24 protein-coding genes are annotated in these 25,098 nt (G+C 70.5%); 11 read left to right on the top strand and 13 right to left on the bottom strand.

Annotated features, from left to right (window positions below; genetic code table 11):
• Position 1 precedes the first annotated feature (1 nt).
• Both ACWEN0_RS06080 and nhaA read right to left on the bottom strand, forming a co-directional pair.
• Positions 2-496: a phage holin family protein gene (locus ACWEN0_RS06080; protein ID WP_451969352.1), complete on the bottom strand. Its 495-nt coding sequence runs from the start codon at positions 494-496 to the stop codon at positions 2-4.
• Positions 497-538: 42 nt separating this feature from the next.
• Complete coding sequence (gene nhaA / locus ACWEN0_RS06075) at positions 539-1,726, bottom strand: Na+/H+ antiporter NhaA (protein ID WP_451969350.1); 1,188 nt, start codon at positions 1,724-1,726, stop codon at positions 539-541.
• Positions 1,727-1,914: 188 nt separating this feature from the next.
• Between nhaA and ACWEN0_RS06070 the strand changes: the two genes are divergently transcribed.
• A complete protein-coding gene (locus ACWEN0_RS06070) occupies positions 1,915-3,372 on the top strand; it encodes a peptide MFS transporter (RefSeq protein ID WP_451969349.1) in 1,458 nt (485 codons plus the stop codon).
• A 27-nt stretch (positions 3,373-3,399) separates the two neighbouring features.
• On the opposite strand, the gene ACWEN0_RS06065 is transcribed toward ACWEN0_RS06070, so the two are convergent.
• Positions 3,400-4,128 carry a VIT1/CCC1 transporter family protein gene (locus tag ACWEN0_RS06065; protein WP_451969348.1) on the bottom strand — a complete coding sequence of 243 codons (729 nt, stop codon included), beginning with the start codon at positions 4,126-4,128 and terminating at the stop codon, positions 3,400-3,402.
• Between the two features lie 130 nt (positions 4,129-4,258).
• On the opposite strand from ACWEN0_RS06065, the gene ACWEN0_RS06060 reads away from it, so the two are divergent.
• On the top strand, positions 4,259-4,600 hold the full coding sequence (locus ACWEN0_RS06060) for a cupin domain-containing protein (protein ID WP_451969347.1): 342 nt from the start codon (positions 4,259-4,261) through the stop codon (positions 4,598-4,600).
• 99 nt (positions 4,601-4,699) lie between these two features.
• Here ACWEN0_RS06060 and ACWEN0_RS06055 read toward each other — a convergent pair whose 3' ends face one another.
• The 3 genes from ACWEN0_RS06055 to ACWEN0_RS06045 all read right to left on the bottom strand — a co-directional run bounded on the left by ACWEN0_RS06055 (position 4,700) and on the right by ACWEN0_RS06045 (position 8,003).
• Positions 4,700-5,176, bottom strand: coding sequence for a DUF6319 family protein (locus ACWEN0_RS06055; RefSeq protein WP_451969345.1), 477 nt, complete (start codon positions 5,174-5,176; stop codon positions 4,700-4,702).
• A gap of 141 nt (positions 5,177-5,317) precedes the next feature.
• Positions 5,318-7,300, bottom strand: a complete 1,983-nt coding sequence (acs, locus tag ACWEN0_RS06050; protein ID WP_451969344.1) for an acetate--CoA ligase — start codon at positions 7,298-7,300, stop codon at positions 5,318-5,320.
• Positions 7,301-7,400: 100 nt separating this feature from the next.
• On the bottom strand, positions 7,401-8,003 hold the full coding sequence (locus ACWEN0_RS06045; protein WP_451969342.1) for a GNAT family N-acetyltransferase: 603 nt from the start codon (positions 8,001-8,003) through the stop codon (positions 7,401-7,403).
• 112 nt (positions 8,004-8,115) lie between these two features.
• Between ACWEN0_RS06045 and ACWEN0_RS06040 the strand changes: the two genes are divergently transcribed.
• Positions 8,116-8,613, top strand: a complete 498-nt coding sequence (locus tag ACWEN0_RS06040; RefSeq protein WP_451969340.1) for a phosphoribosyltransferase — start codon at positions 8,116-8,118, stop codon at positions 8,611-8,613.
• A complete protein-coding gene (locus tag ACWEN0_RS06035; protein WP_451969339.1) occupies positions 8,606-9,328 on the top strand; it encodes an oxidoreductase in 723 nt (240 codons plus the stop codon). The genes ACWEN0_RS06040 and ACWEN0_RS06035 overlap by 8 nt, the downstream gene beginning before the upstream one ends.
• On the opposite strand, the gene ACWEN0_RS06030 is transcribed toward ACWEN0_RS06035, so the two are convergent.
• The 7 genes from ACWEN0_RS06030 to ACWEN0_RS06000 all read right to left on the bottom strand — a co-directional run bounded on the left by ACWEN0_RS06030 (position 9,325) and on the right by ACWEN0_RS06000 (position 19,038).
• Positions 9,325-10,416, bottom strand: a complete 1,092-nt coding sequence (locus ACWEN0_RS06030) for a HoxN/HupN/NixA family nickel/cobalt transporter (protein WP_451969337.1) — start codon at positions 10,414-10,416, stop codon at positions 9,325-9,327. The genes ACWEN0_RS06035 and ACWEN0_RS06030 overlap by 4 nt on opposite strands.
• Positions 10,417-10,538: 122 nt before the next feature.
• Positions 10,539-11,468: an N-acetylmuramic acid 6-phosphate etherase gene (locus tag ACWEN0_RS06025; protein ID WP_451969335.1), complete on the bottom strand. Its 930-nt coding sequence runs from the start codon at positions 11,466-11,468 to the stop codon at positions 10,539-10,541.
• Between the two features lie 23 nt (positions 11,469-11,491).
• Entirely contained in the window at positions 11,492-12,466 is a 975-nt protein-coding gene (locus ACWEN0_RS06020; RefSeq protein WP_451969333.1) for a MurR/RpiR family transcriptional regulator, read from the bottom strand.
• A gap of 238 nt (positions 12,467-12,704) precedes the next feature.
• Positions 12,705-14,423, bottom strand: a complete 1,719-nt coding sequence (locus ACWEN0_RS06015; RefSeq protein WP_451969882.1) for a serine hydrolase — start codon at positions 14,421-14,423, stop codon at positions 12,705-12,707.
• A gap of 46 nt (positions 14,424-14,469) precedes the next feature.
• Complete coding sequence (locus ACWEN0_RS06010) at positions 14,470-15,729, bottom strand: exo-beta-N-acetylmuramidase NamZ family protein (RefSeq protein ID WP_451969332.1); 1,260 nt, start codon at positions 15,727-15,729, stop codon at positions 14,470-14,472.
• Entirely contained in the window at positions 15,726-17,483 is a 1,758-nt protein-coding gene (locus ACWEN0_RS06005; RefSeq protein ID WP_451969880.1) for a glycoside hydrolase family 3 protein, read from the bottom strand. Before ACWEN0_RS06005 ends, ACWEN0_RS06010 begins: the two co-directional genes overlap by 4 nt.
• Positions 17,484-18,207: 724 nt before the next feature.
• Complete coding sequence (locus tag ACWEN0_RS06000; protein WP_451969330.1) at positions 18,208-19,038, bottom strand: HAD family hydrolase; 831 nt, start codon at positions 19,036-19,038, stop codon at positions 18,208-18,210.
• Positions 19,039-19,602: 564 nt separating this feature from the next.
• Here ACWEN0_RS06000 and ssd point away from each other — a divergent pair.
• From ssd to ACWEN0_RS05965, 7 genes are all read left to right on the top strand, one after another.
• Positions 19,603-20,676: a septum site-determining protein Ssd gene (gene ssd, locus ACWEN0_RS05995; RefSeq protein ID WP_451969328.1), complete on the top strand. Its 1,074-nt coding sequence runs from the start codon at positions 19,603-19,605 to the stop codon at positions 20,674-20,676.
• 357 nt (positions 20,677-21,033) lie between these two features.
• Positions 21,034-22,182 (top strand): TadA family conjugal transfer-associated ATPase, encoded by a 1,149-nt coding sequence (locus ACWEN0_RS05990; RefSeq protein WP_451969327.1) that lies wholly within the window; start codon positions 21,034-21,036, stop codon positions 22,180-22,182.
• A 67-nt stretch (positions 22,183-22,249) separates the two neighbouring features.
• On the top strand, positions 22,250-23,008 hold the full coding sequence (locus ACWEN0_RS05985; RefSeq protein WP_451969326.1) for a type II secretion system F family protein: 759 nt from the start codon (positions 22,250-22,252) through the stop codon (positions 23,006-23,008).
• Positions 23,005-23,727, top strand: coding sequence for a type II secretion system F family protein (locus tag ACWEN0_RS05980; RefSeq protein WP_451969325.1), 723 nt, complete (start codon positions 23,005-23,007; stop codon positions 23,725-23,727). Before ACWEN0_RS05985 ends, ACWEN0_RS05980 begins: the two co-directional genes overlap by 4 nt.
• A 22-nt stretch (positions 23,728-23,749) precedes the next feature.
• Entirely contained in the window at positions 23,750-23,923 is a 174-nt protein-coding gene (locus tag ACWEN0_RS05975) for a DUF4244 domain-containing protein (protein ID WP_451969323.1), read from the top strand.
• A 20-nt stretch (positions 23,924-23,943) separates the two neighbouring features.
• Complete coding sequence (locus ACWEN0_RS05970; RefSeq protein WP_451969321.1) at positions 23,944-24,276, top strand: TadE family type IV pilus minor pilin; 333 nt, start codon at positions 23,944-23,946, stop codon at positions 24,274-24,276.
• Positions 24,266-24,679 carry an Rv3654c family TadE-like protein gene (locus ACWEN0_RS05965; protein WP_451969319.1) on the top strand — a complete coding sequence of 138 codons (414 nt, stop codon included), beginning with the start codon at positions 24,266-24,268 and terminating at the stop codon, positions 24,677-24,679. The genes ACWEN0_RS05970 and ACWEN0_RS05965 overlap by 11 nt, the downstream gene beginning before the upstream one ends.
• Positions 24,680-25,098: the final 419 nt, after the last annotated feature.

Here is a 25,098-nt window from a genome sequence, read left to right as displayed (position 1 = left end):
CTCAGTCGCGCGTAGTGGTCAAGTCGGCTTCAGGCGCCTTCTGCGGCTTCAGCGCGGCGGCGGTCTCCTTGACGCTGGCGATGGTCCGCTCGGGCGCCTTGAACTTCTTCACCTTGCGGTAGCCCAGGAACCCGGCCACGCCCGCGACCAGCAGCATCAGGACGAACACGATGCCGAACGCGATCCAGCGGTAGCGCACCCACTCGGCGAGCCCCTCGGCGGCGAAGAAGAACAGGAAGAACGTGCTGTACAGGAAGACCGTCAGCGCGATCAGGAAGTAGACGGCCCCCTTGAGGCCCTTCTTCACTTCGCCGACCAGCTCGGACTTCGCGAGCTCCATCTCGGCCCGGACGAGGGTCGAGATGTGCTGGGTCGCGTCGCCGACGAGCCGGCCGATCGACTGGTCGCCGGGGACGTCGGAGTCGGAGGACAGCGGGAGGTAAGGCACGGCCCCCACGCCGTCGGGGCCGGTGCGTTCGTGTTTGGGGCTGCTCACCGGGTCATCGTGCCATGTGTCCGTAGAGCGGGCGCGGCGGAGTCACAGTGTGTCGGAGATTCGAGCGTGCACTTTGCTACGGCGGAGTAGCAGGGCCGCCGCCAGGAGGGACGCCGTCGCGGACGCGATCAACACCGCGGCCTTCGCCAGCTCGCTCGTCCCCTCGGGCAGCGCCAGCTCCGCGATCAACAGGCTGACGGTGAACCCGACCCCGCCGAGCACCGACAACGCGGCCATGTCGCGCCAGCCCATCCCGCGGGGCTTCTCCGCCAGCCGCAGCTTCACCGCGAGCATGCTGGCGCCGAGGATGCCGACGACTTTGCCACCGAGCAGCCCGGCCAGCACCGCGAGCGGCAACGCCGTCGTGAACACCGCGCCCAGCGCGTCGCCGTCGACCGAGATCCCGGCCGCGAACAGCGCGAACACCGGCACGGCGACCGCGGCCGACCAGGGCTGGAGCCGGTGCTCGAGCCGCAGCGCGGGTGCCTCCGCCTCGCCTTCGTCGGCGCGGACGCGGGTGAGCAGGCCGAGCGCGACGCCGGCGATCGTCGCGTGGATGCCCGCCGAGTGCACCGCGACCCAGGTGACGAGCGCGAGCGGTACGTACAGCCACGGCGTCCGCACCCGGCGGTGCTGCAGGAACGCGTACAGCGCGAGCGCCACGACGGCCACCCCCACGGCGACCAGGTCGAACCCGGTGGTGAACAGGATGGCGATGACGAGGATCGCGCCCAGGTCGTCCACCACGGCCAGGGACAGCAGGAACACCCGCGCGCTCGAGGGCAGGTTCGACGCGGTCAGGGCCAGCACGCCGAGTGCGAACGCGATGTCCGTGGCCACCGGGATCGCCCACGCGCGGTCGATGCCCGGCGTCCCCCAGCCGACGGCCAGCGCGACGAGCGCGGGCACGACCATGCCGCCGATCGCGGCCACGACCGGCAGGATCGCCTGCTTGAACCGGGACAGCTCGCCGATCACCAGCTCGCGTTTGAGCTCGAGGCCGGCGACGAAGAAGAACAGGGCGAGCAGCCCGTCCTTCGCCCAGTCGCCGACGGTCTGGTCGAGGTGCAGGAACTGCGGGCCGAGCCGGAAGTCGCGCAGCGCGTGGTAGCTGTCGCGCAGCGGGGAGTTGGCCCAGAGCAGGGCGACGGCGGTCGCGCCGAGCAGGATCAGCCCGCCGGTGGTCTCGGTGCGCAGGTAGCGCGCGAACTCGTTCAAAGGACGGGACACGGACGGCTCCTCGGGTCGCTGACAACCGTTGCCGACCAGACTTCCCGGCGCACCTTGACGCCATTTTAATGCCTGTTTGTCACGGACTGTTATGGCCGTCGCCACACGGGGTGCCGGTGGTGATTCACCGGCGAGCACTCATACCATGCCAAGCGACAACGAAGTCCGAGACAAAGGAAGACAGAGTTGTGAGCACCTCTACCGAGGTCCAGCAGGACACGAGGTTCTTCGGGCACCCACGAGGACTGGCGAACCTCTTCGGCGTCGAGATGTGGGAGCGCTTCTCCTTCTACGGGATGCTCGGCATCCTGCCGATCTACCTCTACTACAAGGCGGACCAGGGCGGCCTGGGCCTGAACCAGGACGCCGCGCTCGGCGTCGTCGGCGCCTACGGCGGGCTCGTGTACCTCTCCGCCGTCGTCGGCGCGTGGGTGGCCGACCGGCTGCTCGGCTCCGAACGGACGCTCTTCTCCAGCGCCGTGCTGATCATGATCGGCCACATCAGCCTGGCCCTGCTGCCGGGCATGGCCGGGATCGGCGTCGGCCTCGTGTGCGTCGCGGTCGGCAGCGGCGGGCTGAAGTCCAACGCGACGGCGATCGTCGGCACGCTCTACGCCGAGGGCGACGAGCGGCGCGACGCCGGCTTCACGATCTTCTACATGGGCGTCAACCTCGGCGCGTTCGTCGGTCCGCTGCTGACCGGGCTCGCGCAGACCGAGGTCGGCTTCCACCTCGGCTTCGGCCTCGCCGCGATCGGCATGGCACTCGGCCTGATCCAGTACACGCTCGGCCGCAAGAACCTCGGCGAGAAGGCCAAGGAGGTGCCGAACCCGCTGCCGTCGTCCCGCCGCCTGCTGGCCGTCGGCGCGGCCGTCGTCCTGGTCGCCGCGATCGTCGCGCTGGTGCTCACTGGCGTCGTCAACCCGGACAACTTGGCCGACGTCGTCGTCTGGGTGGTCGGCATCATCTCGGTGATCTACTTCGTGGTCATCCTGAGCAGCCGCGAGATCACGTCGGACGAGCGCAGCCGCGTGTTCTCGTTCATCCCGATGTTCATCGCCAGCGCCGCGTTCTTCTCGCTGTACCAGCAGCAGTTCACGGTCGTCGCGGCCTACACCGACCAGCGGCTGAACCGGGACCTGTTCGGCTGGGAGATGCCGGTGTCCTGGGTCAACTCGATCAACCCGGTGTTCATCATCGTGTTCGCGCCGATCATCGCGGCGCTGTGGACGAAGCTCGGCGAGCGCCAGCCGTCGACGCCGGTCAAGTTCGTGCTCGGCACGGTGCTGATGGGCGTGGCGTTCCTGCTGTTCCTGCCGATGGTCGGCAGCGGCAAGAACGCGAGCCCGATGCTCGCGATGGTCGGCATCCTGTTCGTCTTCACGATCGCCGAACTGTGCCTCTCGCCCGTCGGGCTGTCCCTGTCGACGAAGCTCGCGCCCAAGGCCTTCCGGACGCAGATGGTCGCGCTGAACTTCCTGTCGATCTCGTTCGGCACGGCGATGTCGGGCAAGCTCGCCGAGTACTACTCGGTGGACGACGAGACGCCGTACTTCGGCACGGTCGGCGGCGTCGCGATCGTCATCGGCGTGCTCCTGCTGGCGGCGACGCCCTTCATCCGCAAGCTGATGAAGGGCGTCCACTGAGCTGGGTGGGCCCTCGGCGGGCGGCCGTCACCCGACGGTGACGCCGAAGAGCACCCCGACGAAGTACGTCACGACCATGGTGAGGGCGCCGACCCCGACGTTGCGCAGGATCGCGCGCCCCACCTGGGCGTCGCCGAGCCTGGCGCTGACGTAGCCCGTCAGCGTCAGGCCGACGACGACCGCGGCCGCGCAGGCCCACACCCGCAGGGAGACCCCGGCCCAGGCGATCGAGAGGATCGGCAGCAGCGCGCCGACCGAGAACGCGAGCAGGGACGCCCACGCCGCCTGCCACGGGCTGGTCAGGTTGTCCGGGTCGATCCCGAGCTCGGCCTCCGCGTGCGCCTGCAGGGCGTCCTTTTCGGTCAGTTCGCGGGCGACCCGGCCGGCGAGCTCGGGCGAAAGCCCTTTCTGCTCGTAGATCTCGGCGAGCTCGCGCTCCTCGGCCTCCGGCATCGTCTTGAGCTCGTGCTTTTCCAGCCGGAGCAAAGCCTGTTCGGTGTCGCGCTGGGTGCTCACCGAGACGTATTCACCACCGGCCATGGAAAAGGCGCCGGCGACGAGCCCGGCGATTCCGGCGGTCAGGATCGCGGTGCTTTCGGTGGTCGCGCCGGCGACGCCGACGACGATCCCGGCGACGGACACGATCCCGTCGTTCGCCCCGAGAACCCCGGCCCGCAGCCAGTTCAGCTTCCCGCCCACGTCCTCGTGCGGTTCGTGCGCGTGCTCCACGGCGTCACCGTCAATCGTTTCGGTCACGAGAACAGTGAAACACGAACGCAGAATCGTGGCGAGACTTGTTCTTTTTGTCAGGTACGCCTAATTAACGCGTGCCTTACCTAAGCCGTCCTGTGTGGACTCTCAGCCGCCATGGGTCATCATGGGCGGCATGGAGGAGCAGGATTGGCAGCCGCTGGTGGCGGTGGAGGGCCTCCCGCTGCGAGGCGGCGAGGGCCGGTACCGGCTGCTGGAGAAGGCCGAGCACGGCCTGGCGTACTTGATCCACTACCCGGCGGGGGTGGCCTCGCCGACGCACGCGCACGACCACGACTCGATCGTCTACGTGCTGTCCGGCCGCCTGCGGGGCGCGGTCGACGGCCTGGAGGCGGAAGCCGGCCCGGGTGACTCGGTGCTGCACCCGCGCGGGGTGGCCCACCACGTCGAGGCCCTGACGGACTCCATGTGGGTGGAGTTCAAGTCCCCGCTCCCGGCAAGACCCCCCATCGCCTGACCCCCGTGTCGACCCTTCAATCACGCGTGTCGGCCTTCCGAACACGCGGAAACGCCCGGCCCCGCTCGAGGCGGGACCGGGCGTCTCCTGGAGTGAAGCTCAGGCGTCCAGCTCGGCGAGGGCCTGCTTGGCCTTCTCGAGCTCGGCCTCCAGCGCCGCGACCTTCGCCGCCTGCGCCTCGCGGGCCTGGTTGATCACCTCGTCGATCGGGCCCGACAGGTCCGCGTGCAGCTCCTTCGCCGCGCGCGAGACCGCCGCCGCCGGGATCTCGAGGCCCTTCGCGACCCACTTGGAGCCGTTCTTGAGCTCGGCCTGCCACTCGCCGTCGGCGGTGCCGGTGACGGTCAGGGTGAGCTCGACCGTGCGGGTCTTCTTCGCCGTCGACGCCGTCGCACCCTTCGGGCGGCCGCGCTTCGGCTTGGGAGCCTCCTCGGCGGCAGGCTCGGCAGAGCCTTCCGAAGAGGCCGGGGACGCGGACTCGGTGACGGCCGCCTCGGCGGTGGAAACCTCCGGAGCCGAAGCCGGAGCCTCGGCAGCAGCCGTTTCCTCGTCGTGCGTCAGGACATCCACGGTCATCGTCGTGTCGTCTCCTTGCCCGGGAAGGGGGTGTGGTTCGCGGCACAGCGTAGAACATGCGTTCGAGGCGTGCCACTCGGGGTGTCATGACAGAGCCCTCCCGGCGCGAAGCCGGAAGGGCCCTGACGGAAGAACGCTAGCTCACTCCTCGGACTTGCCCGACTGCAGGCCCGACGAGATCAGGTCCATCACCGACGAGTCGGCCAGCGTGGTGACGTCGCCGACCTGCCGGTTCTCCGCGACGTCACGCAGCAGGCGGCGCATGATCTTGCCCGAGCGCGTCTTCGGCAGCTCCGGCACGACCATGATCTGCCGCGGCTTCGCGATCGGCCCGATCTCCTTGGCGACGTGGTTGCGCAGCTCCTGGACGGCCTCGTCGCCGCCGTCGACGGCGTTGCCGCGGAGGATGACGAACGCGACGATGCCCTGCCCGGTCGTCGGGTCGGTCGCGCCGACGACCGCGGCCTCGGCCACCGTCGGGTGCGAGACCAGCGCGGACTCGACCTCGGTCGTCGAGATGCGGTGGCCGGACACGTTCATCACGTCGTCGACGCGGCCCAGCAGCCAGATGTCACCGTCGTTGTCGTACTTCGCGCCGTCGCCGGCGAAGTAGAAGCCCTGCTCCTTGAAGCGCGACCAGTAGGTGTCGCGGAAGCGCTCTTCGTCGCCCCAGACGCCCCGCAGCATCGACGGCCACGGCTTGTCGAGCACCAGGTACCCGCCGCCGCCGTGCGCGACCTCGGTGCCGGTGTCGTCGACGACCTTCGCGGAGATGCCCGGCAGCGCCTTCTGCGCGGAACCCGGCTTGGTGGACGTGACGCCCGGCAGCGGCGAGATCATGATCGCGCCGGTTTCGGTCTGCCACCACGTGTCGACGATCGGGGCCTTGCCCGCGCCGATGTTTTCGCGGTACCAGATCCACGCCTCGGGGTTGATCGGCTCGCCGACCGAGCCCAGCACCCGCAGCGACGACAGGTCGTACTTCTCCGGGATTTCCGCGCCCCACTTCATGAACGTGCGGATCAGCGTCGGGGCGGTGTAGTAGAGGGAGACCTTGTACTTCTGGACGATCTCCCAGTGCCGGCCCTCGTGCGGGGTGTTCGGCGTGCCTTCGTAGACGACCTGCGTGACGCGGTTGGCGAGCGGGCCGTAGACGATGTAGCTGTGGCCGGTGATCCAGCCGATGTCGGCGGTGCACCAGTAGACGTCCTCGCCGGCCTTGTGGTCGAAGACGTTGTGGTGCGTGTACGCCGTCTGCGTCAGGTAACCGCCGGAGGTGTGCAGGATGCCCTTCGGCTTCCCGGTCGTCCCGGACGTGTAGAGGATGAACAGCGGGTGTTCGCTGTCGAAGGCTTCGGGAGTGTGCTCTTCGGACTGTCCGTCGACGAGCTCGTGCCACCAGAGGTCGCGGCCGTCGGTCCACGGGACGTCGCCCTCGAGCTTGTCGCCGGTGCGCTTGACGACGATGACCTTCTCGACGGTCTCGGCGCCTTCGAGCGCTTCGTCGACATTGGCCTTCATCGGCGCGGCCTTGCCGCGGCGGAACTGGCCGTCGGAGGTGATCACGATCTTCGCGGCGGCGTCGTCGACGCGGGCCCGCAGCGCCGTCGGCGAGAAGCCGCCGAAGACGACGTTGTGCAGCGCACCGATCCGCGCGCAGGCGAGCATCGCGAAGATGGCCTCGGGGACCATCTGCAGCTGGATCGCCACGACGTCGCCGGCGGTGACGCCCAGGGACGTGAGTGCGTTGGCGGCCTTGGAAACCTCGGTCTTCAGCTCGGCGTAGGTGATGTCCCGGGTGTCACCCGGCTCGCCGACCCAGTGGATCGCGACCTGCTCGCCGTGCCCGGCCTCGACGTGCCGGTCGACGCAGTTGTACGCGACGTTCAGCTTGCCGCCGACGAACCACTTCGCGAAGGGCGCATTGGTCCAGTCCAGTACCGTGGTCCACTTCGTGTCCCACGTCAGCCGCTCCGCCTGCTTCGCCCAGAACGCCTCGCGATCGGCGTCCGCCTCGGCGTAGAGCTCGGCCTTCGCATTGGCCTGGCCAGCGAATTCGTCACTGGGCGGGAACGTGCGGCTCTCGGTGAGCAGGTTGTCCAGGGCTGGGGACTGCTCGGTCATGGTTGCAAGGCCTCCTGTAGTGCGCCGAGACGACGGCTAGCGGCACGCTAGCGACGTTAGTCCGCCTTGTAAAAGGTTGCACCCACGTTGCCCTGTGGTTTCACCGAGGCAGGCGAGCCCCGGTGACTAAGCGTTCGTTCAGCCGTGCCTTCGCCGCGGGCCATTCCGGCGCCAGCATCGAATAGGTGACGGTGTCGCGCGACGAGCCGTCCGGCCGGATGCGGTGTGCGCGCAGCACGCCTTCGCGAAGCGCGCCGAGCCGTTCGATGGCGCGTTGCGAGCGAAGGTTCCGGATGTCCGTCTCCCACGAAACCCGTTGCGCGGCAAGGGTTTCGAACGCGTGGGTGAGCAGGAGCAGCTTCGACTCGGTGTTCAGCCCGGTGCGCTGCCAGTCGGTGCCGATCCACGTGTGCCCGATCGAGAGGATCCGGTGCGGCTCGACGACCTGGTAGTACGACGTCGTCCCGGCGACGCGGCCGGAGGGGACGTCGATCTGCGCGAACGCGCGGCGCGCGGGGTCGGCGAGGGCCTGCTCGACCATCCGCTCCGCCGCCGGGAGATCACCCGGCTGCCGGATGCTCAGCCACGCCCAGATGCCCGGGTCGGCGCCCGCCTCGAGCAGGCCCTTCGCGTGGTCGAGACTCAGCGGTTCCAGCCGCACGTGCTCGCCGGCCAGGGTCGGGGTGGTGCTCCAGTCGCTCACCTGATCACCGTAAGGCGCGCAGTGGCTGCTCCTGATAGCCAATTTCGGAGCATTTCCGCAGGCCACTTCGGCGTTGCCTATGCTCGGCTGACCACGACGGAAGGCAGGATCGATGGCCGAAGAGCGCGAAGAGCTGAGCTGGGAACTGTTCGGCACGGCCAGCCGTGAGTTGGCTCACACCATCGCCGACGACGGCTTCGCGCCGGACCTGATCCTGTCCATCGCCCGCGGCGGCCTCTTCGTCGCCGGCGCGCTCGGCTACGCGCTCGACGTGAAGAACCTGCACGTGATGAACGTCGAGTTCTACACCGGCGTCGACCAGCGCCTCGACCTGCCGGTGATGCTGCCGCCGGTGCCCAACGTCGTCGACCTGACGAGCAAGAAGGTGCTGATCGCCGACGACGTCGCCGACACCGGCGCCACCCTCAAGCTGGTCCGCGACTTCTGCCTCGAGCACGTCGCCGAGGTGCGCTCGGCGGTCGTCTACGAAAAGCCGCATTCGACGGTGAAGTGCGAGTACGTCTGGCGGCACACCGACAAGTGGATCAACTTCCCGTGGTCGGTCCTGCCGCCCGTGGTCGCGCGCGCGGGCCAGGTGCTCGATGCCTGATCCGCTGAAGCCCCTGCTCGACCTCGAAGGCGTCGCGGCGGCCGCGAAGTCCGCGCAGGACGCCGTGTTCGCGGTCCACCGCCTCCCGGCGAACCTCCGCGGCGGCGCGGAGACGGCGGCGGAAGCGTCGGTGCGCGCCGCCCGCGCGTCGGCCGGGATCGAAGGCGCGAACCCGGAACTGCCCGCCGACGGCTCGGTCGCCGACCCGATCCTCGCCGGCGCCCTGCGCGTCGCGGAAACGCTGGAGTCGCTCCTCCCGACGTGGCGCCGCGCGCCGATGCAGGCGTTGGCGCGCCTGCACGTCCTGGCCGCGGCGGACCTCGTCGACGACCTGGACGCACTGGGGCGCCCGCGTTCCGGCGGCGGCCGGCTCGAGCTGCTCGCCCAGCTCGTGACCGGCTCGACTTCGGTGCCGGGCCCGGTCCTGACGGCCGTGGTGCACGGGGAACTGTTGGCGCTCAAGCCGTTCGGCAGCGCGGACGGCGTCGTGGCCCGCGCGGCGGCCCGGTTGACGATGATCGCGACGGGCCTGGACCCGAAGGCCTTGAGCGTGCCCGAAGTCGCGTTCTTCCGCCGCGTGCCGCGTTATCTCGAGGCCGCGGAGGGGTTCGCGAGCGGTTCGCCGGACGGCGTACGCGCGTGGCTGCTCTTCTGCTGCGAAGCGTTCGAGGCAGGTGCGCGCGAGGCGAAGAGCATTTCGGACGCGGCGTCTTAAGCGGACAGCTTCGCCGACCACTTCTCTTCGATCCGCCCGAACCGCCACACCGCCAGCGCGACGACCCAGGTCAGCACGAACAGCCCGACGATCCCGAAGCCGACGTAGTCCAGGTCCACCGAAGCGATCGCGGCCAGCGGGCCGGACGTGATGTCCAGCTTCTCGGTGAGGATCGAGACCAGCTCGATGGTCCCGATCACCAGCGCCACCGCGACCGACAGGGCGGTCACCGTGATGTTGTAGAAGATCTTGCGCACGGGCTTGGCGAACGCCCAGCCGTAGGCGAAGTTCATGAAACAGCCGTCCACGGTGTCGAACAGGCTCATCCCGGCGGCGAACAGGATCGGCAGCACCAGGATCGCGTACCAGGGCAGGGCGAACGTGGCGGCGCCGGCGGCGAGCACGAGCAGGCCGATCTCGGTCGCGGTGTCGAAGCCCAGCCCGAACAGCACGCCGACGGGGTAGATGTGCCACGGCTTGCGCACGGCCTTCGTCGCGCCGCGCAGCAGCCGGTTCAGCACGCCGCGGTTGTCCAGCTGGCGCTCCAGGGCGGCCTCGTCGAACTCGCCGTGGCGCATCCGCCGGAAGACCCGCAGGATGCCGACCAGCACGACGAGGTTGAGGATCGCGATCACGTACAGGAACACGCCGGACACCGACGTGCCGATGAGGCCGGTGGCGTCGTGCAACGCCGAGGAGCCGTCCTCGACCTGCCCGGCCAGCGCGCGGACACCGAGCGACAGCAGCAGGCACAGCGCGAAGACGATCGTCGAGTGCCCGAGGGAGAACCAGAACCCGACCGACAGCGGCCGCTGGCCGTCGGCCATCAGCTTCCGGGTGGTGTTGTCGATCGCCGCGATGTGGTCGGCGTCGAACGCGTGCCGCATGCCGAGCGTGAACGCCGTGACGCCGAGGCCGATCCCGAACACCCCGGACGTGCCCAGCGCGTAGTGCTTCGGAGCGACGAAGGCGGCGAGCACCACCCAGCCCACGACGTTGAGCAGCAGGATGAACCCGGCCATCCCGCCGACGGACACCCACTCGCGGCGCGAAAGCCCGCGCCGCGAGTCCTCCTTCGTCCCCGCCATCGCCACCCGCCTTCCCTCATCTGAGAGGTTAGACAGGTGAGCAGATGAAGAGCAATGCTGTGACAACCGAGGCTCCGCCTCGGGCCGGGGGCTCCGCCACCCGGAGCCCCCGAAAGACGGGGTCAGCTGGCGCGCACGCGCACCAAGTCCAGTGCCTTCCGGACATGCCCGCCGGACGTGTGCAGCGCCTTCGCGGCGCTCTTGACGTCCGTGCCCGAAAGCAGGTGCACCAGCGCCACCTTGAGGTCGCCCCCGGCCTCGGTGAGCGCGTCCGAGCAGTCCGCCATCGTCATGCCGGTGGCTTCCTGCAGGATCCGGATGGTCCGGCCGCGCAGCTTCGCGTTCGTGGCCCGCATGCTGACCATCAGGTTGGAGTACGTCCGGCCCAGCTTGATCATCGTCGCGGTGGAGAACGACGTCAGGATCATCTTCTGCGCCGTGCCCGCCTTCATCCGGGTCGAGCCGGCGATCGCCTCGGGGCCGGTGTCGACGGCGATGAGCACGTCGACGCCGGCGGGCTTCGCGGCCTTCGGGTTGCCCGACACCAGCCCGGTGCGGGCACCCTGGCGGGACGCCGCGAGCAGCGCGCCCAAGACGTACGGCGTCCTGCCCGACGCCGTCAGCCCCAGCACGAAGTCACCCGGCTGGACCATCGCGGCCATTTCGGCCGCACCCGCCCCGTCGTCGTCCTCCGCGTTTTCGACGGCGTGGCGCAGGGCCTGCTCGCCGCCGGCGTGATGCGCGATGAACCAGTCCGCCGGCACGTTGAACGTCGGCACCAGCTCGGCCGCGTCCAGCGTGGCCAGCCGCCCGGACGTGCCCGCCCCGACGTAGTGCACCCGCCCGCCGGACCGCAGGGCGTCCACCGCGTAGTCCACCGCGCGCGCCACCTGGGGCAGCACCGCGGCCACGGCACCGGCGACCGTGCGGTCCTCGGCGTTGATCGCGCCCAGGATCCCCGCGGTGGACATCAGGTCGATGTCCGTGGTGCGGGGATTGCGGGTCTCGGTCGGCGAATCGACGTGCACCGCCTGGGTGGGGACGGTCATCATGCGCCTCACATTTTCTCCGGTCATTACTTGCCGGTTTCCCGCGGACGGCGACGACCGTCCGGCCTGACCCCCAAGCGGTGCGAGCCGACCGCGTCCCTGGTGGCGTCCAGGGCGCTGACCGACGCGTCCATGTGCCGCTGGGCGACACCGATGAACAAGCAGTCGATGACGGTGAGCTGGGCGATGCGGCTCGCCGTGGCTCCCGAACGGAAGGTGGTTTCCCGGGCGGCCGTCGTCAGGACGTAGTCGGCGACCTCGGTGATCGGGGACCGCGGGAAGTTCGTCACGGCGATGGTGATCGCGCCGTGCTCGCGGGCCACCCGCAGCGCCTCGACGGTGTCGGTGGTCGCGCCGGTGTGCGAGACGCCGATCGCGACGTCACCGGGGCTCAGCACCGCGGCCGAGGTCAGCATGATGTGCGTGTCCGACCACGAGAAGCACACCCGGCCGATGCGGTGCAGCTTCTGCTGCAGGTCCGCGGCGACGAACGCGCTGGCGCCGACGCCGTAGACGTCCACGCGGCCGGCGTTCGCGACGACCTCGATCACGCGCTCCAGCGTGGCGACGTCGAGCTGGTCGGCCGTCTCCTCGACCGCCCGCGCGTCGGCGAAGCTGACCTTGCCGATCACGGCGGCCAGGTCGTCCTCCGGGCCGATCTCGCCGCCGAGGTTGCGCGTGGTCCGCGCCTCGGTGCGGGCGGTGTCCGCGGCCAGCGCGATGCGCAGCTGCGGGTACCCGCCGACGCCGACGGCCTTGCAGAACCGCGTCACCGTGGTCTCGCTCGTGTTGGCCGCCAAGGCCACTTCGGTGATGCTGCGTCTCGCGACCTGCGCGGGATCCTCCAGCACCACCTTCGCCACGCGCTGCTCGGCGCGGGCCAGGCCGGGGAGCAGGGACCGGATCCGGACCAGCGGGCTGGCGTCCGCGTCCCGCACGGCCGTCTGGACCGATACGGGCTCGGACGGTGCCGTGCCGACTACGGATTCGGTATCACTCACCGTCGGAAAGTTACTAACCGTTGGCATCTGCGACAAGGCTACCCACACCCTTCGGTCGGATCGCAACCCGTCCGTGTCTGCGGATCTGGATTTGCGATTAATCACTGACCAGAAAGTCGCCAACCAGGTCGGTCTTGTTAACGAGCTCAAGCTAACGACTTGGCAACTTAGTGTCGCGGTGCAAACGGCAAGCTGACGGTTAACTGCGGTGAAAAGTCAACAACGAGCGACCGGCAAGTCACCGAGCGCTCAATTGCCAACCCTCTGCGACGAATGCAGCGGGATTCCGTTCACCGTCGAGGAGTGATCGGCCGCTCTCGGTGACTTTCACACCGTCGACCGAAACTCCGCGGCCCGTGTAATTCGGGTCGGTGCTGTAACGCCAGCGGAGGCTCACGGACGCGCCCTGCGGCAGCAAGCCGGTCGCCTTCCACCAGGCACGGTGTCCGTGTCCGGAGAGCGACGTCACATCTCCGGAGGGTGCGCCCGGGCCGGAAACCGAGAGCACGATCGGTTGCCAGTTCACCCCGTCGGTGGAGGCTTGCAGCTGTAATGGATCAGTGCTTCCTTCGGTGTCCACGAAGGCGAAAAAGGACACGCGTGCTTGATCACTTTGCGTAGTAAATGGTCGAGTACTCAACGTGGCCACGCTCGTGTTACCCAGCGTGCTCGTCCAGGCGTCTTTTCCGACGGCCGGCTGCACGGCCATGGCCCTGGCCAGCGAAGTCGCCCACACCTGGCGCGCGGTGTTGATCGAGCCCCAGTTCCGGCTCGGGTGCACGCGGTTGGTCAGCAGGATCGCGAACGACCGCGATTCGGCGTCGATGACCAGCGTCGTCCCGGTGAATCCGGTGTGCCCGGCGGTGACCGGCGAGGCGAGCGCGCCCATGTACCAGGGCTGGTCGAGCTCGAAGCCGAGGCCGTGCGAGTCGTCCGGGAACTGCTGGTTGTAGTTGGTCAGCATCTGCCGCACGGTCTCGGCGCCCAGGATCCGGTGCCCGCGGTAGGTGCCGCCGTTGAGGATCGTCTGGGCGAGCGCGGCCATGTCGTTCGCGGTGCTGAACACCCCCGCGTGCCCGGCGACGCCGCCGAGCGACCACGCGTTCTCGTCGTGGACGCTGCCCCGCACCATCCCCCGCGGCGGGTTCGTCTCGAACTCCGTCGCCGCGATCCGGTTCAGCTTCGACGCGGGCGGGTTGTACCCGGTGTCGACCATGCCCAGCGGCGCCGTGATCCGGTCGTGGACGACCTTGTCGAGGGTCTGCCCGGTCAGCTTCTCGACGATGAAGCCGAGGGTGAGCAGGTTGATGTCGGAGTAGAGGTAGGTCGTGCCCGGCTTGTTCTTCAACGGGCTGTCGAGCACCGCCTGCCGGCGTGAGGGGATGTCCGGGTAGCCCGCCCACAGCGAGGGGACCGGGTCGGCGTCGAACCCGGAGACGTGCGTGAGCAGCATCTTGACCGTGATGGCGGCCTTGTCGCCGGTCGCGAACTCCGGGAAGAACTTCGACACGGGCGTGTCGATGGTGAGCTGACCGCGTTCGACCAGCTGCAGCACGGCGATCGAGGTGAACAGCTTCGAGATCGACGCCATGTCGAAGATGGTGTCGTTCCGCATCGGGACCTGCTGGTCGGCGGGCAGTTCCGTGCCCGCCGCATCGGCGTACCGCAGCGCGCCGCCGACGGCGTACCGGTCGACGACCACGCCGTCGTGGGCCAGCAGGCCGACCGCGCCGGAGAAGTGCGGGTGCCCGGTGGCGTCCGGTTTCGTCCAGCTCGCCAGGAAGTCCTCGGCGGCCTTGATCGGCGCCGGATCGAGGTTGACCTCCTGCGGCCGTCCGTCGCGCAGGGTCGTCCACGGCGCGGCGAAGCCCTGCTGCGGCCGGTCGAAGCGGCCCGCGTCGTCGTGGCGTCCGATGGCGCTGGCTCCCGAGGTCAAGGTGGTCAGAGCGACCAGCACTCCGGTGGCCGCGGCGATGACCTTCCTAGCACGCACGAGTTCCCCCTCAGCGGTAGAGCAGGTAGTGACGACGTCTCCGGTCGAACTCGGCGAGCTCGGCCCGCCACGCCCCGGTGACCTCGTCGACGCCCGCGCCGGCGTCGACCATGGTCCGCAGGCGGTCGGACCCGGAGAGCTTGTCGATGTAGTTGTCGGAACGCCAGGCGAAGACGTCCGGGTGCAGTGCCTTGGCCGTCACGAGCATGGCGACCGCGGTCCGGATGGCGTCGAAGGCCTGCGGGTCGTCGACGCTCAGCTGCACGCCCCCGCAGGTCTGGTTGACGAACTTGCTGAACGTCGGGACGAAGTAGATCTCGCGGAACTTCGCGCCGGGCAGCCGCAGACCCTCGAGCTTTTCGCGCCAGCGCCAGTCGAGGCCGGGCGCACCGATGATCTCGAACGGCCTCGTCGTGCCGCGGCCCTCGGAGAACACCGTGCCCTCGAACATGCCGGTGCCCGGGTAGACGAGCGCGGTGTCCGGCGTCGGCATGTTCGGGCTCGGCAGCACCCAGTTCAGGCCGGTCTGCGCGAAGAGCGTGTCACGCTGCCAACCGCGGACCTGGACGACGTCGAGGTGGTCGAGCTTCACGCCTTCGCCGGGCAGGAACTCTTCGGCGAAGAAGCGCGCGAGTTCACCGGCTGTCATGCCGTGCTGCTGGACGATCGGCTTCTTCCCGATGCCCGAGGCGAACTTCGCGTCGAGCAGCGGCCCGGCCGCCCGGCCGCCGATCGGGTTCGGCCGGTCGAGCACGACGAAAGCGGCCTTGACCTGCGCCGCGGCCACCATCGCCGTGTAGAGCGACCAGATGTAGGTGTAGAAGCGCGCGCCGACGTCGGCGATGTCGAAGACGACCGTGTCGACGCCCGCCTTGGTGAACAGCGAAGCGAGCTTCGTCGCGTCGACGCCGTACGCGTCGTACACGGGCACGCCGGTGCGCGGGTCCGTGTAGTCGCCTTCGGAGCCACCGGCCTGCGCGCTGCCGCGGAAGCCGTGTTCGGGCCCGAAGGCCGCGACCGGCTTGACGCCGGCCGCGACCATCGAGTCGATGATGTGGTCACCGTTCAGCAGCACGCCGGTCGGGTTCGACAGGACGCCGAGTTTGCGGCCCGCGAAGGACCGCCAGCCCTGCGCGGCCAGCTGCTCCGCGCCGGTCAGGACCCGTCCGGGCCGGTTCTCCGGCTCGGCCCCGGCGACAGCCGAGCCGCTCGCCAGGGCCGGGACGGCGAGCGCGCCCGCGCCGAGGAAGTGGCGCCGGTTGAGGTTCACCAGGTCAGCCCGTGACCGAACGGGTACTTCACGGTCTGCAGGTCGGCGCCCGCCGGGATGTCGACCGGCAGTTTCCCGACCGGCTTCGTCTCGCCGAGGATGACCTTGGCCAGTGCCTCCAGGGTCGGCGTGATGTAGCCGTAGGTCGCCAGCCAGGTCCGCACCTGACTCGGGTAACCCGCGTCGTACGGGATCTGCGCGGCGACCGCGACGACCGGCTTGCCGGTCGCCTGCAGCGCGTTCAGCAGCTTGGTCTGCAGCGGGAAGCCGCCGATGTTGTTCGTCAGGACGACGACGAGGTCGGCGCTCTGCGCCTTGGCGACCGCTTGCGCGATCTGGGCGTCCGTCGGCGCCTGCCCGGTCTGGTACGCGGTCGCCGTGGTGCCGTGGGCGGTCAGCTTCTGCGCGAGCGCCGCCGTCGTGGAGACGCCCCAGCCGGTGACGAGCGTCGTCGCGGGCTTCTGCTTCAGGGGCAGGACGCCGCCGTCGTTCGCGATGGCCGTGATGCCGCGGTCGGCGATGTCCTGCGCGGTGGCGAGGTTCGCCGGCGTGCCGACGGTCTTCATCACCCGGTCCGGGTCGACGAACGGCGAGAACAGCATGCCGCTCTTGAACTTCAGCTTCAGCACGCGCAGCACGCTCTGGTCGATCCGCTGCATCGGGAGGTCGCCGGTCTTCACGGCGTTGAGCACCGCGTTGATGGCGACATCGAGGTGCACCGGCATGAGCAGCTGGTCGACGCCGGCCTTGAGCGCGAGCACCGGGATTTCGGCGTCGCTGTGCATCTCGCGCACGCCCTGCATCTCGAGCGAGTCGGTGATGACGACACCGTTGTAGCCCAGTTCGCCCCGCAGCTTGCCCGTCACGATCGGCTTCGACAGCGTCGCGGGCTCCAGCGACGGGTCGAGGCTGGGGAACTGGATGTGCGCGGTCATGATCGAGCCGATGCCGGCCGCGATCGCGGCCTTGAACGGCGGCACGTCGATGTCGCGCCACTCCTGCTCGGTCCGGTCGATCCGGGGCAGGCCGGTGTGGCTGTCGGTGGCCGCGTCGCCGTGGCCGGGGAAGTGCTTGGCGGTCGCCGCGACGGTCTTCGTCGGCAGGTCGGAGTCCTGGTAGCCCTTGACCTCGGCGGTCACGAACTGGCTCGCGAGGCCGGGCTGGCCGGCGAAGGAACGCACGCCGATGACCGGGTTGGCGGGGTTGGAGTTGACGTCCGAATCGGGCGCGAAGTCCTGGTTGATGCCGACCGCGCGCAGCTCGTGGCCGAGGATCGTCGCGGCCTTCGTCGCCCGCCCGGGGTCCCGCCCGGCCGAGATGGCCATCGAGTTCGGGAACTCGGTCGCCGGTGCGCCCATCCGGGTCACCGTGCCGCCCTCCTGGTCGGCGCCGATCTGCAGCGGGATGTGCGCCCCGCTGCCGATGGCGGCCTGCTGGAGGCCGTTCGACAGCTTCGCGACCTGCACGGGGTCGTCGAAGTTGTCGCGCGTGTCGTTGTTGAAGTAGATGACGCCGCCCAGGTGGTACTTCCGGATCACCTGCGCCGGGGTGTCGACGCCGAAGTCCGCCTGGTTCTTCGGGTTCACCTCGTCGGCCGACTTGCCGTTCACCCAGGTGACGAACAGCTGCCCGACCTTCTGCTCGAGCGTCAGCCCCCGGAACGCCTGCGTCGCCGCGGCGTCCGCCTGCGCGTCGGCGCTCACCTGAGGCGCACTCGCCGCGGTCGCGACACCCACACCGGTGAGGGCGAGCACCCCCGCGACGGGCAGGGCGAGCGCATGGAACCTCCGATTTCGGGTCGTCACGACCAGCCTCCCAGAAAGTTGCGGGCGCCCGGCGGACGTGAGAAGTCCACTCGGAGGCGCCAGTATCGGGAAGCTACTCACCGAATCCGGCGATGTCCATCGACCGACGGCACCAACGGTCCGTTCGTACCCGGATCGGTAAGAAATTCGCCGTTCGCAACATGCGCTACGGCTGAACGGGTGCCGGACCACTTCGACGAGTGGGCTGTGTCGGCTCTACCCAGGGTCGGCTCTGCCCAGGCCGGCTTGACGACCTTTACGCAGAGACGAGGCGGCGCCCGTGGCCAAGGGCCGACGGGCGCCGCCTGCAAGCGCGAACTTCTCGGGCGACCAAGCGTGCAACTCTGGTCGTACCTACATGGACTCGGCGTGTGGCGTCCCACTACGCAGTCCCTAGACGACGAGCCTCCCGCGGCGCGCTGCGCGTGGGTACCCGGAGTCCGCGCACGGAGGTTTGCCGGGGTGGAACAGGCTTCTCTTCTACCTGCTCCCTGGCCGACCAAACGTCCGCACCTACTTTCTACGCCGTGAGCCCGGTCACTTCAAGTGCGCGGACGGGTGCACCGGTACAGAGGCTGGATCGGGTGACACGGGCACCCTGCGCGACGGACAATTCGGGGCTGGGCCAAGCAAAGTGCAGGTCGTGCGGCCGTGTGGGTGGGACGGTCTCGCGCTATCGCGACCGACGGCGACGACTGAGCCCGTACCAGGTCGCGCCGGCGGCCACCGCGCCGACGCCGAGAGCCACCATTCCCGCCGATCGTGTCGGGATCCGGCTGCGCAGCGACATGGGCCGGTCGAAGGCCAGGATCGGCCAGCCGCGCTCGAGGGCCTCGCGCCGCAGGAGCTTGTCCGGGTTGACCGCGTGGGGGTGCCCGACGACTTCGAGCAGCGGGATGTCGGTGCTCGAATCGGTGTAGGCGAAGCACTCCGCGAGGTCGTAGCCGTGGGTCGCGGCGAGCTGCTTCGCGGCGACGGCTTTGTTGGCGCCGTAGCAGTAGAAGTCGACTTCGCCGGAGTAGCGGCCGTCGACGATCTGCATCCGCGTGGCGACGCTGCGGGTGGCGCCGAGCATTTCCGCCACGGGCGCGACGACCTCTTCGCCGGTCGCCGACAGCACGATGACGTCGTGCCCGTCTTCGCGGTGCCGCGCGATCAGTTCCGCCGCCTCCACGTACACCAGCGGATCGACGACGTCGTGCAGGGTTTCGCGGACGATCGCCGAAACCTGCGCCACGTCCCACCCGGCGCAGAGCGCGGAAACCTCGGCGCGCAGGCGTTCGGTCTTGTTTTCGTCGGCGCCGGCGAGCGAGAACACCAGTTGCGCGTAGGCACTGCGCAACGCCGCGCGGCGGTTGATCAATCCTTCTTTGAGCAATGGTTTGCTGAACGCCAGCGCGCTCGACGAGGCGATGATCGTCTTGTCCAGGTCGAAGAACGCGGCCACCGCGTGCTCCGGGCCCGGCTTCCGGATGCGCGACGGCGCGCTGCTCGGTTCGGCCACGCCACCAGGATAAGAGCTTGATCGCGGCACGTCCCGTTGGTCCACCACGCGCGCGTCGCACCGGCGGAAAATCCATGACAGGAAGGCACTTCCGGCGCGCCGTGCCGTTATCGAACTGTATGCCCGGCCTGGCGCGCGAACCGGCCACCGGCGGAGTTACAGTGAGGGAGCCCGGTGTCCAACCGGGCCGGTTCAGTCCGACCCCCCGGGGCTGAACCCACGGCGGCCCCCGTCCCTCCCCCCTGGCGGGGGCCGCCCTCTTAACCTTCCTCTTACCTTTTTCGATTCCGTTCGGCGCGGGCCCGATCACCCATTTTCCGGGTGATCGAAATCGTCGATGCGGATATTCGTTCCGCTTTTCGCCGCAGGTGCGTCGCGGGCGGGCGCGATCTTGCCACAGCCCACCGACAGAACCGGTCCGCGAGCGGTTCGGCGGACGGCAGTTGTCCACAACACCCCGGTTGTCCACAGCCGGCCGCCCGGCCCGTTGTGCCCCCGTACCCCCGAGCGCGACGGTGGAATCCGGGCCACCCACGGCCCGCACCGACGACGGGGGAGGAACGCATGGCGGGGGAACGACCGCTGGTGGTGGCCGCGGACGAGACCGTGCTCGACGAGATCCTGCGCGTGGCCGCGGTCGCGGGCTGCGAACTCGAGCGGGCACCGGACCTGACGGCTGCGGGCGGTCAGTGGGCGCGTGCGCCACTGGTGGTCCTCGACGAGGAAGCCGCCCGGCTGCCACCCCGCCTCCCTCGCCGTGGCGGAATCCTGCTGGTCTGCAAGGGCAGTCCGGGCCCACGGACGTGGGAGCACGCGTTCCGCGGCGGCGTCGAGCGCGTGATCTCGTTGCCCGACGAAGAAACCGAGCTGGCGGGCGCGTTCGCCGACGTCGTCGAGACCCCGGCCGAAGAAGCCGGCCTGGTCCTCGGCGTGGTCGGCGGCCGCGGCGGCGCGGGCGCGTCGGTGTTCGCGTCGATGCTGGCGCTGGCGGCCGACCGCGCCCCGGGCGGCGCGCTGCTGGTGGACTGCGACCCCTTGGGTGGTGGCCTGGATCTGTTGCTGGGCCTGGAAAAGACCCCGGGACCCCGCTGGTCGGAGGTCCGGCTCGACGGCCGCGTCTCGGTCCCGTCATTGGCGGCGGCACTCCCGCAGCGAAAACACCGAGGCGGCAGCCTCCCGGTCCTGGCGTGCGGCCGCGAGGGCGAAGGCCCGGCGGTCGAGTCCCTGTCGGCCGTGCTGTCGGCGGCCCGCCGCTCGGGCCGCACGGTCGTGTGCGACCTCCCGCGCACCCTGGGCAACGCGGCGGCGGAAGCGGTCACGGTGGCGGACCTGGTGGTCTTGGTGGCCCCGGTGGAGTTCCGCGCCTGCATGGCGGCGAAGCAGGTCCTGCGGCACCTGTCGGAGATGACGGCCCGCCTGGGCGTGGTCGCGTGTGGACGGTCCCGGTCCGGAGCCACCCCAGCCCAGACGGCCGGCCTCCTGGGCCCGCCCCTCCTGGCCGCGATGCCCCCGGAAAGAGGCCTGGAGACGGCCATCGAGCGCGGCGAGTTCCCCACGAGGACATCGGGCCCCCTGGCAACAGCGGCAGCCGACGTCTTGGCAGTAGCCCGCCGAGAAGCCCGAGCGACAGCCCGATGAGCACCCACCTCAGAGCACCAGGCCGCCCGGTGAGAGTGGCCGAGCTCCTCTGGCCGACGGTCCTGACGCTGGCCACCCGCGGCCGAGTGAGCGCGGAGAACTTCCTGACGCTCCTGGCACCCCCGAGCGAATCACCCACCCCGAACCCCGAGGAACCACCCCGATGACCACCACGCCAAGCCCCTCGGCAGGCACCCGAGTAACAGCGAACGCCACCCACCGCTCCCGCCCCGCGGCAGGCACTCGCGTCACGGCCTTCTTTCCCCACGGCAACCAACCCCGCTCCACACCGGGCACCCGAGTCACGGCCGGCTTCCCCCGAAGCCACCCCCGACCCCTGGCAAAGACGGAGACCCCATGACCAGCGACTTCGTGGACCGCGTCCGCAACCGCCTCGCGGGCGACCGCCGGCAAGCCGATCCGGTCGCCGTCGCGACCGCCGTCCGGGCCGAAGCCGGCGGCGCCCTCGGCCACGTCGCGGCGCTCGACGCGGCCCGTCAAGCCCGCGACGAGTTCGTCGGCGCCGGCCCGCTGGCCCCGCTCCTCGAAGACCCGGCGACCACCGACGTCCTCGTCACCGGCCCCGCCGAGGTCTGGACGGACGGCCCCGAAGGCCTCACCCGCACGGAAATCCGCTTCAAGGACGAGGAATCCGTCCGCCGGCTCGCCCAGCGCCTCGCCCTCGCGGCGGGCCGGCGGCTCGACGACGCACAGCCCTTTGTGGACGGCTGGCTCCCCGGCGCCGGACCCCACGGCCGCATCCGCGTGCACGCCGTCCTCCCACCGGTCGCGGCCAACGGCACCTGCCTGTCCCTGCGCGTCCTCCGCCCGGCGACCCACGACCTCACCACCCTCCGCGAGCTCGGCGCGTTCGACGAAGGCGGCGCGAACCTGCTGCAGAAGGTCATCTCGCGGCGGATGGCCTTCCTCGTCACGGGCGGCACCGGCGCGGGCAAGACCACACTCCTCGCCGCGCTGCTCGGCGCGGTCGACCCGGCCGAGCGGATCGTCTGCGTCGAAGACGCCGGCGAACTGCAGCCCCGGCACCCGCAGTTCGTCAGCCTCGTGGCCCGTCCGCCCAATGTGGAGGGTGCGGGCGCGGTGGGCCTGCCGGAGCTCGTCCGCCAAGCCCTGCGCATGCGTCCCGACCGGTTGGTGGTCGGCGAGGTCCGCGGCGCGGAGGTCGGCGCGCTCCTCACGGCCTTGAACACCGGCCACGACGGCGGGGCGTGCACCGTCCACGCCAACTCCCCGGCCGAGGTGCCGGCCCGCATCGAGGCTTTGGCCGCGCTCGGCGGCCTCGGTCGCGACGCGGTGCACAGCCAGCTCGTCGCGGCGATCCGCGTGGTCCTCCACATGCGACGCGAGCTGGGCGGCCGACGACGGCTCGCCGAGGTCGGTGTGCTCCGCAAGGAACACGGCCGGGCCCGCGTCGTCCCGGTGTGGCGGGGAGGCCGCTGGACGGTCGACCGCCACCTCTTCGCCACGACGGGAGCGATCGCGTGATCACCCTCCTGTTCGTCCGTATTTCCTTGCTGGCGGGCGTCTTCCCGCGCCGCCGAAGGAGACCGCGATGATCACGCCGTGGCTCCCGCTGTGCGTCGGCGCCGCACTGGCGTGCTGGCCGGCGGCACCGACCCGGCTCCAAGCCGTGGTCGAGCAGCCGACGGCAATCCGCCTCCCGGACGTCTGGCGCGTGGCGCAGTGGCTGCTCCCGGCCGCCCTCGCCGGCCTGCTGGCGGGCGTCGGCGGCGCGATCGCCGCCGGCGTGCTGACGCTGGCATGGCGCCAGGAGTGGCAAGCCCACCGCCGCGCGGCGGCGAACCTCGAGGTCGCCACCCACACGGCGACGGCGCTGCGCACGATGGTCGCCGAACTGCGGTCCGGCGCCCACCCGGTCACGGCGGCGGAGTCGGCAGCCACGGCCGTCCCGGCGGTGGCCGGCGACCTGCGTGCGCTGGCGACGTCGGCACGTCTCGACGGCGAGCTGCACGCTCCGGCTCTCCCCGAACTCGCGGCGGCGTGGACGTTGGGCAAGCGCTACGGCCTGCCCATGGCGGACGTCCTGGACGCAACTCGCCGCGACGCCGAAGCAGCCCTGGCCTTCGCCCGCCGAATGCGCGCGAAACTGGCCGGCCCCCGGGCGAGCGCGGCGGTGCTCACCGGCCTCCCGGCCCTGTGCGCGCTGCTGGGGCAGGTGATGGGCGCGTCCCCGCTGCCGGTCCTCGCCGAGAGCGTGCCGGGGCAGCTGCTGCTGGTCGCCGGCAGCGTCCTGCTCTGGGCCGGCACAGCCTGGTGCCGCGTGCTGACCGGACGGGTGCGGCTCCGATGAACGCGACGGCGCTCCTCTTCTTCGCGGGCGCCCTGCTCGCCTGGCCGGGCGAGGCGGCCGCGGCACGCCGCTTCAGCTGGCTGGCGGGACAGGGACAGCCCGAGCCCCGCAAGTGGCCTCGAGCGGTCCCGCACATCGCGACGGCCGTGGCGGGCGCGTCGACGGCCCTCCTGGTCGGCGGCGTCACCGGGGTCGCCCTGGGTGCGTCGGCGAGCGCGGCCGGTTGGTGGGCGATCCGCAGCACCCGACGTCCCCGCGCGCCGACCGTCGACATGACGGCCAAGCTCCGGCTGGCGGGAACGCTCGACCTCCTGGCCGCGTGCCTTCGCGCGGGCCTACCGGTTCCCTCGGCCCTGGACGCGGTGTCCGGCACCGCACCTGCCGAGGCAGGCGCGGCCCTGCACTCGACGGCGAGCCTCCTCGCCCTCGGCTCACGCCCCGACGAGGCCTGGGCCCCGGTCCAGGCCGTGCCCGGCCTCGGCGAACTGGCGACCGCGGCGATCCGGACGTCCCGCTCGGGCGCCGCGTTCGCGACAGCGGCCGCCGACCTGGCCGGACGGTTCCGCGAGGAGCTGGCCACCGAGGCTGAGGAACGAGCCGAGCGGGCGGGCGTGGCGCTCGCCCTCCCGGTCGGCCTTTGCTTCCTACCGGCTTTCTTCTGCCTGGGCGTGCTCCCGGTCGTCATCGGCCTGGCCACCCGCCTAGGCCCCCTCTTCTGACCAGTACCTGAAGGGAAACCCCATGCGCGCGTCCAACCAGCCCGGCTCCGACGACGGCTCGACGACGGTCGAGTACGCGATCGTCACGGTCGCAGTGGCAGCCTTCGCGGCTGTCCTCTACACCTTGCTCACCGGCGACTCGGTGGTCACGTGGCTGACGAGCCTGGTGATGAAGGCCCTGTCGGTCCCGTCGTGAGACGCCGGGATGAGGGATCGGTGACCGTCGAGGCAGCGCTCGGCCTGGCCGGCCTGACGGTCGTGACTGTGCTGCTCCTGGCGGCCGTCACGGCCCTGACGGGCTACCTGCGCTGCACGGACGCGGCCCGCGAAGCGGCGCGCCTGCTGGCAAGAGGCCAGCCCCACGAGGCAGCGGCTGCGGTCCACCAGATCGCCCCACCCGGAGCGAAACTCGACATCCAGCGAACAGGCGACTCGATAACGGTGCAGGTCAGCGCCCACCCGGTGGGCGACCTGCTTCCATCGATCGACCTGAACGCGACGGCCTACGCCGTAGCCGAGCCGGGAACGGAGCCCGCCGATGCAGGCTGACCCACGACCGGTCGGGGCACGACCAAGCAACCGGCTCCGAGGCAACAACCGGCGCCCGGCAGACAGCGGCATCGCCACCATCTGGACGGCGATGGCGGTAGCGGCGCTGACCGGCGTCGCAGTCCTGGGCTGCTGGCTCGCCGCGGCGGTGGTCGCCCGCCACCGGGCGGAGACCGCCGCCGACCTGGGCGCACTCGCAGCGGCTTCACACGCCGCGGAAGGCCCGGACCGCGCCTGCGACCGCGCCAGGTGGATAGCCGACCGAATGGCGGTCACCCTCCTGACGTGCAGATGGCAGCGGCTGGACGCGTTCGTCGAAGTCCAGGCCCCGAGCCTGGGCATCGGCGGCCTACCCGGCCCACGGGCCCGCGCCCGCGCCGGACCTGCCGGCCGACCACCGTGACCGCCCACCGGCCGCGACCGGCTGTCGGTGACGGCCGGCGTCCTCTCGCTCGTCGAGACGTCCGCCGGACCGTCCGCCCGTCGGACGCCGACCGGTCGGTATGCCACGGTGACCGGCTGATCCGGTCGGGCCGGCGATGAGCGGCCGAAGGTCACGGGCAGCGGTCGGTGAAGCACGGCGAGCGGTCGAAACCGCTGTTCACCTGGGCCGAAAGGGCGTGCATCGGCCACCGTGCGCCCGGCCTGCCGGACTGGTGATCACGGGTTTTCCCGCGACGAGCGGTCCGTGGGCGGCTGCCGTTCACCGTCGATCAGTGCCGACGGGTTCGGTCGGGCGGTAGGGACTACTGGGCGTTCATCGCCGCGTAACCACCGGTTGTCGCGTGGGGGTTCCGGGCGATGTGCAACTTGCCGTTTAGT

It is taken from the genome of Amycolatopsis sp. NPDC004378 (assembly GCF_053602455.1).
Note: the sequence above shows the minus strand (reverse complement) of the source record. Positions and strands in the feature narration are given on the sequence as shown.

What these genes read in the sequence shown, in the direction of transcription:
- ACWEN0_RS05980 (WP_451969325.1), top strand. Translation starts at nt 23,005, where the DNA reads ATGAACGCGACGGCGCTCCTCTTCTTCGCGGGCGCCCTGCTCGCCTGG.
- ACWEN0_RS06060 (WP_451969347.1), top strand. Translation starts at nt 4,259, where the DNA reads ATGGAGGAGCAGGATTGGCAGCCGCTGGTGGCGGTGGAGGGCCTCCCG.
- ACWEN0_RS06035 (WP_451969339.1), top strand. Translation starts at nt 8,606, where the DNA reads ATGCCTGATCCGCTGAAGCCCCTGCTCGACCTCGAAGGCGTCGCGGCG.
- ACWEN0_RS06030 (WP_451969337.1), bottom strand. Translation starts at nt 10,416, where the DNA reads ATGGCGGGGACGAAGGAGGACTCGCGGCGCGGGCTTTCGCGCCGCGAG.
- ACWEN0_RS05975 (WP_451969323.1), top strand. Translation starts at nt 23,750, where the DNA reads ATGCGCGCGTCCAACCAGCCCGGCTCCGACGACGGCTCGACGACGGTC.
- ACWEN0_RS06025 (WP_451969335.1), bottom strand. Translation starts at nt 11,468, where the DNA reads ATGATGACCGTCCCCACCCAGGCGGTGCACGTCGATTCGCCGACCGAG.
- ACWEN0_RS06040 (WP_451969340.1), top strand. Translation starts at nt 8,116, where the DNA reads ATGGCCGAAGAGCGCGAAGAGCTGAGCTGGGAACTGTTCGGCACGGCC.
- ssd (WP_451969328.1), top strand. Translation starts at nt 19,603, where the DNA reads ATGGCGGGGGAACGACCGCTGGTGGTGGCCGCGGACGAGACCGTGCTC.
- ACWEN0_RS05990 (WP_451969327.1), top strand. Translation starts at nt 21,034, where the DNA reads ATGACCAGCGACTTCGTGGACCGCGTCCGCAACCGCCTCGCGGGCGAC.
- ACWEN0_RS05985 (WP_451969326.1), top strand. Translation starts at nt 22,250, where the DNA reads ATGATCACGCCGTGGCTCCCGCTGTGCGTCGGCGCCGCACTGGCGTGC.
- acs (WP_451969344.1), bottom strand. Translation starts at nt 7,300, where the DNA reads ATGACCGAGCAGTCCCCAGCCCTGGACAACCTGCTCACCGAGAGCCGC.
- ACWEN0_RS06055 (WP_451969345.1), bottom strand. Translation starts at nt 5,176, where the DNA reads ATGACCGTGGATGTCCTGACGCACGACGAGGAAACGGCTGCTGCCGAG.
- ACWEN0_RS05965 (WP_451969319.1), top strand. Translation starts at nt 24,266, where the DNA reads ATGCAGGCTGACCCACGACCGGTCGGGGCACGACCAAGCAACCGGCTC.